The 16,069-nt window shown below is 72.7% G+C and carries 9 protein-coding genes; 3 read left to right on the forward strand and 6 right to left on the reverse strand.

From position 1 onward, the window contains the following. Positions 1–2: 2 nt before the first annotated feature. Entirely contained in the window at positions 3–1,217 is a 1,215-nt protein-coding gene (locus ACFXHB_RS29570; RefSeq protein ID WP_380577742.1) for an acetate kinase, read from the reverse strand. Beyond that, positions 1,214–3,400: a phosphate acetyltransferase gene (pta, locus tag ACFXHB_RS29575; protein WP_380577743.1), complete on the reverse strand. Its 2,187-nt coding sequence runs from the start codon at positions 3,398–3,400 to the stop codon at positions 1,214–1,216. Before pta ends, ACFXHB_RS29570 begins: the two co-directional genes overlap by 4 nt. 177 nt (positions 3,401–3,577) lie before the next feature. Between pta and ACFXHB_RS29580 the strand changes: the two genes are divergently transcribed. Together ACFXHB_RS29580 and ACFXHB_RS29585 are read left to right on the forward strand one after the other, a co-directional pair. Continuing rightward, positions 3,578–3,859 (forward strand): type II toxin-antitoxin system Phd/YefM family antitoxin, encoded by a 282-nt coding sequence (locus ACFXHB_RS29580; RefSeq protein ID WP_380577744.1) that lies wholly within the window; start codon positions 3,578–3,580, stop codon positions 3,857–3,859. After that, positions 3,856–4,260 carry a type II toxin-antitoxin system VapC family toxin gene (locus tag ACFXHB_RS29585; RefSeq protein ID WP_380577745.1) on the forward strand — a complete coding sequence of 135 codons (405 nt, stop codon included), beginning with the start codon at positions 3,856–3,858 and terminating at the stop codon, positions 4,258–4,260. Before ACFXHB_RS29580 ends, ACFXHB_RS29585 begins: the two co-directional genes overlap by 4 nt. 65 nt (positions 4,261–4,325) lie before the next feature. Here the strand turns inward: ACFXHB_RS29585 and glgB are convergent, their stop codons facing one another. The 4 genes from glgB to ACFXHB_RS29605 form a co-directional block, all read right to left on the reverse strand. Beyond that, on the reverse strand, positions 4,326–6,845 hold the full coding sequence (gene glgB / locus ACFXHB_RS29590; protein ID WP_380577770.1) for a 1,4-alpha-glucan branching enzyme: 2,520 nt from the start codon (positions 6,843–6,845) through the stop codon (positions 4,326–4,328). Then, positions 6,842–8,329, reverse strand: a complete 1,488-nt coding sequence (locus tag ACFXHB_RS29595; RefSeq protein ID WP_380577746.1) for a phosphotransferase — start codon at positions 8,327–8,329, stop codon at positions 6,842–6,844. The genes glgB and ACFXHB_RS29595 overlap by 4 nt, the downstream gene beginning before the upstream one ends. A 240-nt stretch (positions 8,330–8,569) precedes the next feature. Further along, positions 8,570–10,294, reverse strand: a complete 1,725-nt coding sequence (gene treS, locus ACFXHB_RS29600; protein WP_380577747.1) for a maltose alpha-D-glucosyltransferase — start codon at positions 10,292–10,294, stop codon at positions 8,570–8,572. Continuing rightward, entirely contained in the window at positions 10,291–12,246 is a 1,956-nt protein-coding gene (locus ACFXHB_RS29605; RefSeq protein ID WP_380577771.1) for an alpha-1,4-glucan--maltose-1-phosphate maltosyltransferase, read from the reverse strand. Before ACFXHB_RS29605 ends, treS begins: the two co-directional genes overlap by 4 nt. 1,088 nt (positions 12,247–13,334) lie before the next feature. Here ACFXHB_RS29605 and glgP point away from each other — a divergent pair. Beyond that, entirely contained in the window at positions 13,335–16,046 is a 2,712-nt protein-coding gene (gene glgP, locus ACFXHB_RS29610; RefSeq protein ID WP_380577748.1) for an alpha-glucan family phosphorylase, read from the forward strand. Positions 16,047–16,069: the final 23 nt, after the last annotated feature.

The raw sequence follows: 16,069 nt of genomic DNA on the forward strand, positions 1-16,069 counted from the left end.
TGTCAGCCCCCGGACTTCCGGTGCACCAGGGCGAAGGCCTGCCGCGCGATCTCCAGTTCCTCGTCGGTGGGCACCACGGCGACCGCTACCCGGCCGTACGCGGGCGAGATGATCCGGGCCTCGCCGGAGCGCACCGAGTTCAGCTCGGGATCCACCGCGATGCCCAGCTCCGCCAGCCCGGCGGTGGCCGCGGCCCGCACCGGAGCCGCATTCTCGCCGACGCCGGCCGTGAACGCGATCGCGTCCACCCGGCCGAGCACCGCGTAGTAGCCGCCGATGTACTTGCGCAGCCGGTGGATGTAGGCGTCGAACGCCAGCCGGGCGTCCGCGTCGCCCTCCTCGGCCCGCCGCATGATCTCGCGCATGTCGTTGTCGCCGCACAGCCCCAGCAGGCCGCTTCGACGGTTGAGCAGATTGTCGATCTCGTCGACCGAGAGCCCGCCGACCCGGTGCAGGTGGAACACCACGCCCGCGTCGATGTCACCCGAACGAGTGCCCATCACCAGGCCCTCCAGCGGTGTCAGGCCCATCGAGGTGTCCACGCAGCGGCCGCCGGCGACCGCCGAGGCGGAGGCGCCGTTGCCCAGGTGCAGGACGATCACGTTCACCTCGGCCGGGTCCTTGCCGAGCAGCCGGGCGGTGGCCCGCGAGACGTACTGGTGCGAGGTGCCGTGGAAGCCGTAGCGGCGCACCCGGTGCTCGTCCGCGACCGCCTTGTCCACGGCGTACCGGGCCGCGTACTCCGGCATCGAGGCGTGGAAGGCGGTGTCGAACACGGCGACCTGCGGCAGGTCCGGGCGCAGCGCGCGGGCCACCTCGATGCCGGTGATGTTGGCCGGGTTGTGCAGCGGGGCGACGGGTATCAGCCGGCGGATCTCCGTGAGCACCTCGTCGGTGATCACGGTCGGCTCGGTGAACCGCAGCCCGCCGTGGACCACCCGGTGGCCGATCGCGGCCAGCTCGGGGGAGTCCAGCCCGACGCCGTCGGCGGCCAGCTCCTCGGCGACGGCCTTCAGGGCGGCGGAGTGGTCGGGGAAGACCTGGAGCGTCTCGCGCTTCCCGCCGGTGCGCGGGGTGTGCGCCAGCCGGCCGTTCGCCTCGCCGATCCGCTCGACCAGGCCGGCCGCCGGCCGGGTGCCGTCCAGCATGTCGATCAGCTGGTACTTCACCGACGAGGAGCCGGCGTTCAGGACCAGGACGCGGGTGCCTTCACTCATACCGGGGCTCCTTCGGTGCGGTCCTGCGACGGGGCGGCGGGCGCCTGTGGGAGGCCGTGCTCCTGCGACTGGATGGCGGTGATCGCGACGGTGTTGACGATGTCCTCGACGAGCGCGCCGCGGGACAGGTCGTTGACGGGCTTGCGCAGCCCCTGGAGGACCGGTCCGACCGCCACCGCGCCGGCCGAGCGCTGGACCGCCTTGTAGGTGTTGTTGCCGGTGTTGAGGTCCGGGAAGATCAGCACGGTGGCCCGGCCGGCGACCGGCGAGCCCGGCAGCTTGGTGGCCGCGACGTGGGCGTCCACCGCCGCGTCGTACTGGATCGGGCCCTCGACCAGGATGTCCGGCCGCAGCTCGCGGACGAGTTCGGTGGCCTTGCGGACCTTGTCGACGTCCGCGCCGGATCCGGAGGTGCCGGTGGAGTAGGAGAGCATCGCGACCCGGGGCTCCACGCCGAACTGGGCGGCGGTGGCGGCGGACTGGATGGCGATGTCGGCGAGCTGCTGGGCGTTCGGGTCGGGGTTGACCGCGCAGTCGCCGTAGACCAGCACCTTGTCGGCCAGGCACATGAAGAAGACCGAGGAGACGATCGCGGCGCCCGGCGCGGTCTTGATCACCTCGAAGGCGGGCCGGATGGTGGCGGCGGTGGAGTGCACCGCGCCGGAGACCATGCCGTCGGCGATGCCCTCCTGGACCATCAGGGTGCCGAAGTAGCTGACGTCGGTGACGACGTCCAGCGCCAGTTCGACGGTCATCCCCTTGTGGGCGCGCAGCTTGGCGTACAGCTCGGCGAACTGCCGGCGCAGCGGACTGGTGGCCGGGTCGACGATCCGGACCCGCGCCCGGTCGGCCGCCGGGTCCCCGTCGGCCCGGCCCGCCTCCGGGAGGCCGATGCCGAGGGCGGCGGCCTTGCGGCGGACGGTGTCGGCGTCGCCGAGCAGGGTGAGGTCGCAGATGTTGCGGCGGAGCAGCACCTCGGCCGCGCGCAGGACCCGCTCCTCGGTGCCCTCGGGGAGGACCACGTGCCGGCGGGCCGCCCGGGCCCGCTCCAGCAGCGCGTGCTCGAACATCATCGGGGTGACCCGCTCGGACCGGCCGACCTCGATCCGAGTGGTCAACTCGGCTGTGTCGACGTGGAGTTCGAAGAGGCCCAGGGCGATCTCGGCCTTCCGCGGGCTGGCCGCGGAGAGCTTGCCCTCCAGGTGGGTGAGGGCGGCGGCGGTGAGCCAGCTGCCCTCGGGGACCACGGCGACCGGGGTGCCGGGGGCCAGTCGGGCGGCCAGCGCCATCACGTTCGGCCCGGGGTGCTGGCCGAGCGTCAGCAGCACGCCGGCGATCGGCGGGGCGCCGGCGGCGTGTGCGGCCAGCGAGCCGATCACCAGGTCGGCACGGTCCCCGGGGGTGACCACCAGGGCGCCCTCGGTCAGCGCGTCCAGGAAGGTCGGCAGCATGGCGCCGCCGAAGACGAAGCCGCGGACGTCGCGGGCCAGCCCGGCCGCGTCGCCGATCAGGACCTCCGCGCCGGTGGCCTCGACCAGCTGCGCGACGGTCGGCGCGGCCAGCGCCGGCTCCTCGGGGATGACGTACGCGGGGATCGGCAGCTTCTCGGTGAGCGTGCGCCGGATCCGCTGCTTGGCGCCGGGGGCGACCCGGTTGGCGACCATCGCCAGCGTCTCGCAGCCGAGGTCGGTGTAGGCCCGGTGGGCGTTGCGGACCTCGGCGATCACCGCCGCCGGGTCCTCGGAGTGGCCGCCGACCACCGGCAGCACGGCGGCGCCGAACTCGTTGGCGAGCCGGGCGTTGAAGGCCAGCTCGTCGGGGATGTTGGTGTCCGCGAAGTCGGTGCCGAGCACCAGGACGGCCTGGCAGCGCCGCTCCAGCGCCCGGAACCGGTCGACCAGGGTGGACACCAGCTCGTCCTGACCCTGGGCGGCCTGCAGGGCGGCCGCCTCCTCGTAGGTGAGCCCGTACAGCTCGGCGGCGGGCAGCTCCACCCGGTAGCGGGTGCGGAGCAGTTCGACGACGTGGTCGGAGCCGCGTTCCCCGGGCGCGTGGGCGTGCACCAGGGGCCGGAACACCCCGACCCGGTCCACCTGGCGGGTGAGCAGTTCCATGACCCCGAGTTCGACCGCCTGCCGGCCGTCCCCCCGGTCGATCCCGGTCACGTACACGCTGCGCGCCACGTGGGTCTCTCCGTCCCTCGTCTCAGCAAGTGGTCATATCGACCATACCTTCGCACCGCGAACGCCAGTTCGCGAGCAGAACCACCCAAGGGGGGCAAGGGGCGGAGGTCCCGTGGGAGGCGGTTGCGGGTGGCTGTGGTCTTGATGTACCTACATGCCGTAGGTACATTGATCGGTATGGAGACCATGGGACTGCGCGAGTTGAACCAGAACCCGTCCAAGGCGGTCGCGCGGGTCCGGGCCGGCGCGACGATCGTCGTCACCGACCGCGGGCGACCGGTGATGAGATTGGTGCCGGAGACGGCTCCGGAGAGCGTCCTCGACCGGATGGTCGCGGCCGGCGAGATGACCCCGCCCGCCGAGCGCGGCATGCCGGAGCTCGACCTCGACCTGCTGCCGGGAGTCGGCAGTCTTTCGGACCTGCTGGTGGAAGACCGTGACCGGGGGCGGAACCGTTGATCTACTTGGACTCCTGCGCCCTGCTCAAGTTCATCAAGCCGGAGCCGGAGACCGCGGCCCTGCGCTCCTGGCGGCAGAGCCTTCCGGAGGGCGTCGAGCTGATCACCAGCGAGCTGGCCCGCCTGGAGATCACCCGGACGCTGGTGTGCGCGGGGCTCGCGCACCAGCTCGTCCCGTACCACGTCGACCAGGCGCTCCGGGGGGTCTACCGGGTGGATCTCAGCAGTGCCGTGCTCGGCAGGGCGCTGGCCTACCGCACACCGCGCCTCGGGTCACTGGACGCGCTGCACCTCGCCAGCGCGGATCCGTTCCGGGCCGAGCTGACCGACTTCGTCACGTACGACCGGGAGCTGGCCCATGCGGCCGAGGAGCTCGGCTTCCCGGTCTCCGCCCCGCTCTGACCGGCCGGTCGGAGCGCGGCGCCGGCCGGTGCCGGGCGCGACGGCCCGGCACCGGCGGGGTGTCCTCACGCCGGGCGGAGCCAGAGGGTGGCGAGCGGGGGCAGGACGAGTTCGGCGCTGCGGGGCTGGTCGTTCCAGGGGACGCTCTCGGCCTTGACCGGGCGCGAGTTGCCGATGCCGGCGCCGCCGTAGCTCTCGGCGTCGGTGTTCAGCACCTCCTCCCAGAGCTGGTCGCGGCCGTCGAGGGCTGGCAGGCCGACCCGGTGGCCGTGCCGGACGACGGGGGAGAAGTTGCAGACGGCGACCAGCGGTGTGCCGTCGGCGGCGTACCGGACGAAGGAGAGCAGGTTGTCCTCGGCCGCGCCGCCGTCCAGCCAGCGGAAGCCGTCCGGCGTGGTGTCCTGCTCCCAGAGCGCGGGGGCGTCGAGGTACTGGCGGTTGAGGTCGCGGACCAGGCGGCGCACCCCGAGGTGGTCCGGGGCGGCCGGCCAGGTCTGCTCGTCGAGCACCCACCACTGCGGGCCCTGCTCGTGGTCCCACTCCGCCCCCTGGGCGAACTCCTGTCCCATGAAGAGGAGTTGCTTGCCCGGGTGGGCCCACATGAAGCCCAGGTAGGCGCGGTGGTTGGCGCGCTGCTGCCACCAGTCGCCGGGCATCTTGGAGACCAGCGCCTGCTTGCCGTGCACCACCTCGTCGTGCGAGATCGGCAGGACGTAGTTCTCCGAGTAGGCGTACACCATCGAGAAGGTGATCTCGTTGTGGTGGTACTTGCGGTGCACCGGCTCCTTGGACATGTAGACCAGCGAGTCGTGCATCCAGCCCATGTTCCACTTCAGGCCGAAGCCCAGGCCGCCGCTGTCGGTGGGCCGGGTGACGCCGGTCCAGGCGGTCGACTCCTCGGCGATGGTGACCACACCGGGGCAGCGCCGGTAGACGGTGGCGTTCATCTCCTGGAGGAAGGCGGCCGCGTCCAGGTTCTCCCGGCCGCCGTGCTGGTTGGGCGTCCACTCGCCGCCCTCGCGGGAGTAGTCGAGGTAGAGCATCGAGGCGACGGCGTCCACCCGCAGGCCGTCGATGTGGAACTCCTCGCACCAGTACACCGCGTTGGCGACCAGGAAGTTGCGCACCTCGGTCCGGCCGTAGTCGAACTCCAGGGTGCCCCAGTCCGGGTGCTCGGCGCGCAGCGGGTCGGCCGGCTCGTACAGCGGCTCGCCGTCGAAGCGGGCGAGGGCGAAGTCGTCCTTGGGGAAGTGCGCGGGCACCCAGTCGACGATCACGCCGATGCCGTGCCGGTGCAGGGTGTCGACCAGGTGGCGGAAGTCGTCGGGGCCGCCGAGCCGGGCGGTGGGCGCGTAGTAGCCGGAGACCTGGTAGCCCCAGGAGCCGCCGAAGGGGTGCTCCATCACCGGCATGAACTCCACGTGGGTGAAGTTCAACTCCTTGAGGTAGGAGGGGAGTTCGTCGGCGATCTCCCGGTAGGTGGTGAGGTCGGGCCGCCAGGAGGGCAGGTGCAGCTCGTACACCGACATCGGTGCCCGGTGGTGCGCGGCGCGGGCCCGGCGGGCCATCCACTCGCCGTCCTGCCAGCGGTAGGAGGAGGAGGTGACGACCGAGGCGGTACCCGGCGGGCACTGCGCCGCCCGCGCCAGCGGGTCGGCCTTGTCGAGCACCCAGCCCTGCCGGGTGTGGATCTCGTACTTGTACTGGGTGCCCTCGGCCAGGCCCGGCACGAACAGCTCCCAGACGCCGGAGGAGCCCAGCGAGCGCATCGGGTACGCGGTGCCGTCCCAGTGGTTGAAGTCCCCGATCAGCCGGATGCCCACCGCGTTCGGCGCCCAGACCGCGAAGGCGGTGCCGGGCACCCCGTCGACGGTGCGCACGTGCGAGCCGAGCGCCTGCCAGAGCTGCTCGTGCCGGCCCTCGGAGATCAGGTGCAGGTCCAGCTCGCCGAGCGTGGGCGGGGTGCGGTAGCCGTCGTGCTGCCGCAGCGGCTCGCCGCCGGGGTACGTCACCAGCAGCCGGTAGTCGGGCACCTCGGTGCCGGCCAGCAGGCCGGTGAAGAGACCGTTCTGCTGGTGGGTGAGTTCGGCCGGGCCGTGCGCGGTCTCCACCACCACCCGCTCGGCGAACGGGCGCAGCACCCGGATCGCGGTGCCGCCGTGCACCGGATGGGCGCCGAGCAGGGCGTGCGGGTCGTGGTGCAGGCCGGCGACCAGCCGGTCCACCTCGGCCGGCGGCAGCGGCGCCTCGGGCAGCCGCAGTGCTCCGGGCGGGGCAGCCGGGCCGTCGTCGGCGCCGTCCGGGCCGGTCAGGAGGTCGGCCAGGGGCCCGGCCGGGAGGTCGGCCGGAGGCTCGGCGGCCGTGTCGGCGGAGGGGGTCGGGCGGCGCGGTCCGGCCCGCCGGGCCGCCGCCGAGGGCTCGCGCTGGGGGGAGTCCGGGCCCGCCAGGAAGGTGGCAGGCACGGTACGGGGGGTGCGGCCGGGCGGGTCGAGCGGCGTCACGGCGTGGTCCTCCTGCGGAATCGGGGTGGCCGGGGGCGTCGGTGGCGGGGCGGGCGCGGAGCGGGTCGGGCGGCGGGCCGTCAGACGGTCAGGGCCAGTCGGTTGATCGCGGCCAGCGGGATCGGCAGCCAGCCGGGCCGGTGACGGGCCTCGTAGACCACCTCGTACACCGCCTTGTCGATCTCCAGGGCGCGCATCAGCTCGGGCGAGGCGGCCGGGTCGGTGCCGCCGCCGGCGGTGTAGCCGGCGCAGAAGGCGGTGCGGTTGCGCTGTGCCCAGGCGGCGGCGAGGTGGGCCAGCTCGGGGTCGGGCGGCGCGCCGGCCAGCAGGTGGGCGGCCGCGTAGTCGAAGGAGCGGAGCATCGCGGCGACGTCGCGCAGGGCGGTCTGCGGTTCGCGCCGTTCGGCGACGGACTTGGCCGGCTCGCCCTCGAAGTCCAGCAGGACCCAGCCGTGCGGGGTGCGCATGGCCTGCCCGAGGTGGAGGTCGCCGTGGATCCGCTGGACCGGCATGCCGTCCGGGTGGGCGTCGGCGAGTTGCTGGAACGCGGTGCGCAGCGCGGCCCGGTAGCGGAGCAGCCCGGGCACGGCGGCCACCGCGCTGTCGAGGCGGTCGGCCATCGCGGTGGCCAGTTGCCGGGTCTGGGTGCGGTCCAGCCGGGTGACCGGCATCGAGCGGGCCAGGACCCGGTGGACCTCGGCGGTGGCCCGGCCGAGCCGGTGCGCCTCGATCGCGAAGTTGCCCGGCGACGGGTCGCCCTTGAGCCGGCCCACCTGGTCCAGGGCCAGCTCCCAGCCGTCCTCGGCCTCCGGCAGGTAGCGCTGGAGCAGTCCGAGGGTGGCCGGCTCGGCGCGCTCCAGCCGGCTCTCGAACCAGGCCGCGACCCGGGGGATCCGGGTCGAGCCGGCCCGGGAGAGCGCCAGCGAGAGCTCCAGGTCGGGGTTGGTGCCGGGGTGGATGCGGCGGAACAGCTTGAGGATGTACGAGGTGCCGTAGATGACCGAGCTGTTGGACTGTTCGGCGGTGGAGGCGCGCCCGGGGAGGTTGGTGGGCAGCCCGGAGCCGGGGGTGCGGCGGAACGACAGCGAGCCGAACCGGTCGCCGGTGGCCAGGTGTTCCAGCAGCCGTCCGGTCAGCTCCGGGTCGTGCACCGCGTCGTAGAGCGCCGCGCCGTCGTACGGGCCCTGGTTGAGCCGGCCGAGGACGGCGGTCGGCTCGATGTCGGCCGGACCCTCCGAGCGGATGCCGAGCAGCAGCTGGTAGATGTCCCCGTGCGGAGCCCCGGCGGTGGTGGCGTGCTCGACCCGCAGCAGCAGGTGCAGCAGGGCCGGGTCGCCGACCTGGAGCGGGGTGCCGACCACGGGGGTGAGGCCGGTGATGGGCCGTCCCTTGCCGGCGTACCAGCGCTGGGTGGGGAGCCACTCGGCGATCAGCGGCAGGGCCGCCTGGACGAGTTCGCTGACCCCCAGGGCGGTTCTCCGGGCCGCGGCGCCGCGGGTGCCCACCGGCGCGGGGCCGGTGGGGGTGTCGCGGTGCACATGGGCTTGAGAACGGGAGGTTTCGGACATGACTCCCTTTCCCCGGAAGCGGGCGGACTGCCCGACGGGTCTGGCCGGGTCCGTCAGTCTTCCGGATTTCGGCGGCGCGGCGGCGACGGCACGCGAGCGGGGCTCAGGTGTCACGCCTTCGTGTGGGTGGCCGTTGGGCTGTTCTCCGTACGCGGTGGTGCAGAGACCTCCGGGGGCGCGGGGGTGTTCAACTCGCGCGCCCCCGGAGGGTTTGGTGAGGCGGGTGCTCCTGGCGGATCGTTACTTCGATCGCCTGGCGCCGCTCAGGCGCGCGGGCTGCCGGAGCTGGAACCAGTAGAAGCCGTGTCCGGCGAGGGTGAGCAGGTACGGCCACTCGCCGATCGAGGGGAAGCGCACCCCGCCGATCAGCTCGACCGGGTACCGCCCTCCGTACTGCCGCAGGTCGAGTTCGGTCGGCTGCGCGAACCGGGAGAAGTTGTTCACGCACATGACCAGGTCGCCCTCGTGCTCGCGCACGAAGGCCAGGACCGCGGGATTGCTGGAGGGCAGTTCGGTGTACGTGCCGAGACCGAACGCCGGGTTGAGCTTCCGGATCTCGATCATGCGACGCGTCCAGTGCAGCAGTGAACTCGAACTGGTCTGCTGCGCCTCGACGTTGGTCACCTGGTAGCCGTACACCGGATCCATGATGGGCGGCAGACTGAGCCTGCCCGGGTCGGCGGACGAGAAACCCGCGTTGCGGTCCGGGGTCCACTGCATCGGCGTGCGCACGCCGTCCCGGTCGCCCAGCCAGATGTTGTCGCCCATCCCGATCTCGTCCCCGTAGTACAGCACCGGGGAGCCCGGCAGGGAGAGCAGCAGGGCGGTGAACAGTTCGATCTGGTTGCGGTCGTTCTCCAGCAGCGGGGCCAGCCGGCGGCGGATGCCCACGTTGGCGCGCATCCGGGGGTCCTTGGCGTACTCCGCGTACATGTAGTCGCGCTCCTCGTCGGTGACCATCTCCAGGGTCAGCTCGTCGTGGTTGCGCAGGAAGATGCCCCACTGGCAGCCGTGCGGGATGCGCGGGGTCTTGGCGAGGATCTCCGACACCGGGTAGCGGGACTCCCGGCGGACCGCCATGAAGATGCGCGGCATCACCGGGAAGTGGAACGCCATGTGGCACTCGTCGCCGCCGGAGGCGAAGTCGCCGAAGTAGTCGACGACGTCCTCCGGCCACTGGTTGGCCTCGGCGAGCAGCACGGTGTCGGGGTAGTTGGCGTCGATCTCCTTGCGGACCCGCTGGAGGAACTCGTGCGTCTCCGGCAGGTTCTCGCAGTTGGTGCCCTCGCGGGCGAACAGGTACGGCACGGCGTCCAGCCGGAAGCCGTCGATGCCGAGGTCGAGCCAGAACCGCAGTCCGGCGATCATCTCGTCCTGGACCCGGGGGTTGTCGTAGTTGAGGTCCGGCTGGTGGGAGAAGAAGCGGTGCCAGAAGTACTGCTTGCGCACCGGGTCGTAGGTCCAGTTGGAGGTCTCGGTGTCGACGAAGATGATCCGGGCGTCCGGGTACTGCTTGTCGTCGTCGGCCCACATGTAGAAGTCGCCGTACGGGCCGTCCGGGTCCTCCCGGGAGGCCTGGAACCAGGGGTGCTGGTCGCTGGTGTGGTTCATGACGAAGTCGATGACCACGCGCATGCCGCGGGCGTGCGCGGCGTCCACGAACTCCATGAAGTCGGCCAGGTCGCCGAACTCCGGCAGGACCGACTTGTAGTCCGCGACGTCGTACCCGCCGTCGCGCAGCGGCGAGGCGAAGAACGGCGGCAGCCAGAGGCAGTCGACCCCGAGCCATTGGAGGTAGTCGAGCTTGGACGTGAGCCCCCTGAGGTCCCCGATCCCGTCGCCGTTGCTGTCCTGGAAGGACCGCACCAGGACCTCGTAGAAGACCGCACGCTTGAACCACTCCGGGTCCAGGTTCTTCTTCGAGGTCTCGGGGAAGGTGTCGGGCACGGGCTCGTTCACTGTCACGCTGGGTTCCTCCGAACCGTGAGGAGGTGAGCCGGCTCGGCTGAGGGATCGAGCCGGACGTAGTTGTGCCGGCCCCAGGTGTAGGCGGCGCCGGTGAGTTCGTCGTGCACCGCGAACGGGCCGTCCCCGTCGAGGGTGACGGTGGCTTCCTGGGCGTGGTGCGGGTCGAGGTTGACCACCGTGATGACGTGGTCGGTCAGGCCGTCGGCCGTGGTGGCGGTCTTGGAGAAGGCGAGCACCTGGTCGTTGTCGGTGGAGTGGAAGCGCAGGCCGCGCAGCTGCTGGAGCGAGGGGTGCCGGCGGCGCAGCCGGTTCAGCACGGTGAGCAGCGGGGCGAGGCTGTCGGTGCGGGTCCAGTCGCGGGGCCGGAGTTCGTACTTCTCGGAGTGCAGGTACTCCTCCGAGCCCGGGTGGGCCGGCTCGTCCTCGTACAGCTCGTAGCCGGCGTAGACGCCGTAGCTGGGGGAGAGGGTGGCGGCCAGCACGGCGCGGATCGCGAATCCGGCCCGGCCGCCGGTCTGCAGGTAGGCGTGCAGGATGTCCGGGGTGTTGGCGAAGAAGTTCGGCCGCATGTAGGCGGCGGCGTCACCGGAGAGCTCGGTGAGGTACTCGACGAGCTCCTGCTTGGTGGTGCGCCAGGTGAAGTACGTGTACGACTGGTGGAAACCGATCTTTCCCAGCGTCTGCATCATCGCGGGCCGGGTGAACGCCTCCGCCAGGAACACCACGTCCGGGTCGGTGCGGGCGATGTCGGCGAGCACCTTCTCCCAGAACAGCACCGGCTTGGTGTGCGGGTTGTCGACCCGGAAGATCCGCACGCCGTGGGTCATCCAGAACCGGAGGACGCGGAGCGTTTCCTTGACGATTCCGTCCATGTCCTGGTCGAAGTTGATCGGATAAATATCCTGGTACTTCTTCGGCGGGTTCTCGGCATAGGCGATGGTGCCGTCGGCGCGGTGGCTGAACCATTCCGGGTGCTTGTTCACCCAGGGGTGGTCCGGAGAACACTGGAGCGCGAAGTCCAGGGCCACCTCCAGGTGCAGCGCCTCGGCCTCGGCGACGAAGTGGTCGAAGTCCTCGATGGTGCCGAGGTCGGGGTGGACGGCGTCGTGACCGCCCTCCGGCGAGCCGATCGCCCAGGGTGAGCCGACGTCGTGCGGACCGGCCGTCAGGGTGTTGTCCGGGCCCTTGCGGAAGGCTCGCCCGATCGGGTGGACCGGTGGCAGGTAGACCACGTCGAAGCCCATCGCGGCGACGGCGGGCAGCCGCTCGGCGGCGGTGCGCAGGGTGCCCGAGCGCGGCGGTTCGACGCCGGCCGGGTCGACCACCGCGCCCTCCGAGCGGGGGAAGAACTCGTACCAGGAGCCGTACAGCGCGCGCTCGCGGTCCACCTGCAGGGGGAGCGGGCGGGAGGCGCTCACCAGTTCGCGCAGCGGGAAGCGGGCCAGCAGGTCGAGCACCTCGGGGGCGAGCGCCGCGGCCAGCCGGGACAGCGGCGGCAGGCCGGTGTCGCGCAGCGCGTCGACCGCGGCCAGCAGGTGCGCCCGGCCCTCCTTCTTCGGCACGCCGCCGGCGGCCCGCTCCAGCAGCAGCGCGCCCTCCTCCAGGACCAGCGCGGTGTCGATTCCGGCGGGCAGCTTCACCGCGGCCACCTTGCGCCAGGTGGCGAGCGGGTCGCTCCACGCTTCCACCAGGTAGGACCAGCGGCCCGGCGCGGTCGGGGTGACCTGGGCGCCCCAGCGGTCGGTGCCCTCGGCGAGTTCGCGCATCGGCGTCCACGGGCCGCTGCGGCCGCGCGGGTCGCGCAGGACGACGTTGGCGTTCACCGCGTCGTGCCCCTCCCGGAACACGGTGGCGGTGACCGAGAAGGTCTCGCCGACCACCGCCTTGGCCGGGCGACGGCCGGCGTCGACGAGGGGGCTGACGTCCAGGACGGGGATGCGGCCGATCACGGTGTCGCTCTCTGTCGTCTTGCGGGCGGCGGGTTTGCGGGCAGCGGTCTTGCGGGCGGCCGGCTCGCGGTCGGTCGCCCCGCGGGCGGCCGTGGTGCGGGCGGGCGCCCGGCGGGTCGTCGGGCCGGCCTTCGCGGTGGTGGCGCGCCCGGTGGCGGTGGCCCCGGTACCGCTGCCGGTGGTGGCGGCGGCGGTGGCCTCGGCGTCGGTGGCGGTACGGCGCGTGGTGGCGCGTCCGCGGGGTGTCGCCGGCCGGTCCTCCTCGGCCCCGGGTTGTCGGGCCGGTTCGGTCTGCCGCTCCGTACGGATAGCCCCGGCCCCCCGGGGTCCCGGCATCGCCGCGTCTGTCCGAGTGTCAGAATCCATCCGTCCGGCGGATTCCGCGACCGCTGCGTCGTGGCTGTCGGCCACCGGTGTGGACTGGTCCCGCGTGTCGCCGTGCATGCCAAACTCCTGCCCGAGATCGGCGGCAGCTCCCGCGGGCCGGCCGGCCGGGGGGAGTACCGGGAGGACTGCTGGGTGGGGAGGACGTGCGACCGGAAGCCTGCCCGCGCCGCCGTCCCCGGCAACCTGCCCCGCTCCCGCCGAGCCCATGGAGGGGCGCCCGAGAGCCCGCGCGCGTCCCGGCGCACGCCTCTCGGGGCACGCCCCTGGGCGACCCAACCCACCCGTGAACGAGCAGGCCGAGTTCGAGGACACGCATCGGTGCGCGGTGAGCGCCGAATGGGCTAAGAAGGTTGGGAATCGATCAACGCGAAAAGGATTCGGACGTGCTGCTTCAAGGAGGGCGCCACCCGTCGCCGCACTCCCCACAGCTCCCACGACCTTGGTTCATAGTCGCACCGGCGACAAGACTTTTGCAGCGGTACGACAGTAGTTTCGGGCTTTGTCCGGGGCGGCTCCACCGGTGGAAATGGATCTGTTCCGCAGTGTTCACGCATTGGTAGCGCGTTCCGCCGGAACGTGCGCCGCGCGCGCCCCCTGTGCAGCCCAATGCGCCGAATGCGATCTCATCAATAGGCCGAACGGAGGCCCAATAGCCCACTTGACGCACCGTCATGACAGTCGCCGGGGCTACGCTTCACGCCGTGAAGGCAATCCGCAGATTCACCGTCCGCACCGTCCTGCCCGAACAACTCCAGCCGTTGCACGAGCTGGCCCTCAACCTGCGCTGGTCCTGGCACCCCGAGACCAGGGACCTCTTCCGGTCCGTGGACCCGGAGGTCTGGGCGGCCACCGGGGAGGATCCGGTGCGCCTCCTGGGAGAGGTCCCGGCCGCCCGGCTCGCCGCGCTCGCCGCCGACCGCCGGTTCCTGCGCAGACTCGGCGACCTCGCCGACGACCTGCGGGAGTACCTGGCCGGCCCGCGCTGGTACCAGGCCGCCCAGCACGGCCTCGACCAACCGGTGGCCGGTGGCTCGCAACCCGCCGCCATCGCCTACTTCTCGCCCGAGTACGGCATCGCCGCGGCGCTGCCGCAGTACTCCGGCGGGCTCGGCATCCTGGCCGGCGACCACCTCAAGGCGGCCAGCGACCTCGGCGTCCCGATCATCGGGGTGGGGCTGTTCTACCGGCACGGCTACTTCCGGCAGTCGCTCAGCCGGGACGGCTGGCAGCAGGAGCGCTACCCGCTCCTCGATCCGGACGAACTCGCCGTCACGCTGCTCCGGGAGGGTGACGGCGCGCCCTGCCGGATCGACCTCGCGCTGCCCGGCGGCCGCACGCTCGCCGCGCACGTCTGGCGGGCCCAGGTCGGGCGGGTGCCGCTGCTGCTGCTCGACTCCGACATCGAGGCCAACTCGCCGGCCGAGCGCGACGTCACCGACCGGCTGTACGGCGGCGGCAGCGAGCACCGGCTGCTCCAGGAGATGCTGCTCGGCATCGGCGGCGTCCGCGCGGTCCGCGCCTACTGCCGGCTCACCGGTCACCCCGCCCCCGAGGTCTTCCACACCAACGAGGGCCACGCCGGCTTCCTCGGCGTCGAGCGGATCCGCGAGCTGATCGCCGACGGTCCGGCCGACCCCGGCCTGGACTTCGCGGCCGCCCTGGAGGCCGTCCGGGCCGGCACCCTGTTCACCACCCACACACCCGTCCCGGCCGGCATCGACCGCTTCGACCGGGAGCTCGTCGCCCGGCACTTCGGCGGCGACGCCGCGCTGCCCGGCGTCCCGGCCGACCAGGTGCTCGCGCTCGGCGCCGAGACCTGGCGCGGCGGGGATCCCAAGCTGTTCAACATGGCCGCGATGGGCCTGCGGCTCGCCCAGCGCGCCAACGGCGTCTCCACCCTGCACGGCGAGGTCAGCCGGTCCATGTTCAACGGGCTCTGGCCGGGCTTCGACGCCGCCGAGGTGCCGATCACCTCGGTCACCAACGGCGTCCACGCGGCGACCTGGATCGACCCGGCGGTCGTCCGGCTCGGCGCCGCCGAGATCGGCGCCGACCGCGCCGAGGACGCCATGACCACCGGCGACGCCAAGCGCTGGACGGGCCTGGAGCGGATCGGCAACGCCGAGATCTGGGAGCTGCGCCGCAATCTGCGCGCCCAGCTCGTGGACGAGGCCAGGCAGCGGCTGCGCGCCTCCTGGCGCCAGCGCGGCGCGGGCGAGGCCGAGCTGGGCTGGGTCTCCTCGGTGCTCGACCCGGACGTGCTCACCATCGGGTTCGCCCGCCGGGTGCCCTCCTACAAGCGGCTCACCCTGATGCTGCGAGACCAGGAGCGGCTGCGCGCCCTGCTGCTGAACCCCGCCCGGCCGGTGCAGATCGTGGTCGCCGGCAAGGCCCACCCGGCCGACGACGGCGGCAAGCGGCTGATCCAGCAGATGGTCGCCTTCGCCGACGACCCCGCCGTCCGGCACCGGATCGTCTTCCTGCCGGACTACGACATGGCGATGGCCCGCCACCTCTACCCGGGCTGCGACGTGTGGCTGAACAACCCGCTCCGCCCGCTGGAGGCCTGCGGCACCTCGGGCATGAAGGCCGCGCTGAACGGCTGCCTCAACCTGTCCGTCCTGGACGGCTGGTGGGACGAGTGGTACGACGGCCAGAACGGCTGGGCGATTCCCACCGCCGACGAGACCGGCGGCGTGCTCGACCCGGAGAGCGGCGAGGCCGAGCGGCGGGACGACATCGAGTCAGCCGCGCTGTACGACCTGATCGAGCACCAGGTGGCCGCCCGGTTCTACGACCGGGGCGCGGACGGGCTGCCGCACCGCTGGATCGCCATGGTCCGGCACACCCTGGTCACCCTCGGGCCCAAGGTGCTGGCCGGGCGGATGGTCCGTGAGTACGTCGAGCGGCTGTACACCCCGGCGGCGCTGGCCCAGCGGGAGCTCGCGGCGGCCGCCCCGACCGGTCGGCTGACCGGTCCGTACGCGGGGGCGCGCGAGCTGGCCGGCTGGAAGGCCCGGGTGCGGGAGGCCTGGCCGGCCGTCCGGGTCGAGCACGTCGAGGCGGAGTGTCCGGACGAGGCGCAGGAGCTGGGCAGCTCGCTGGCGCTGCGGGTGCAGGTCGCGCTGGGCGCGCTGGAGCCGGGCGACGTCGAGGTGCAGGCGGTCTCGGGGCGGGTGGACGAGTCGGACGGCATCTCGGACGCCTGCCTGCTGGCCCTGAAGCCGGTCGGCGGGCCGGACCTCGACGGGCGCACCCGGTACGAGGGTTCGCTGGAGCTCTGCCGGACCGGCCCGTTCGGGTACACCGTCCGGGTGCTGCCGACCCATCCGTTGCTGGCCTCGCCGGCCGAGCTGGGCCTGGTGGCCCTGCCGGCCGAATCGGCGGGGATGGACGCGGGGCTGCTGCGGTGAGCGGTGGGTGGGGAGGGTCGGTC

Origin of the sequence: Kitasatospora sp. NPDC059327 (assembly GCF_042752535.1) — a bacterium.
Taxonomy (GTDB): Bacteria; Actinomycetota; Actinomycetes; order Streptomycetales; family Streptomycetaceae; genus Kitasatospora.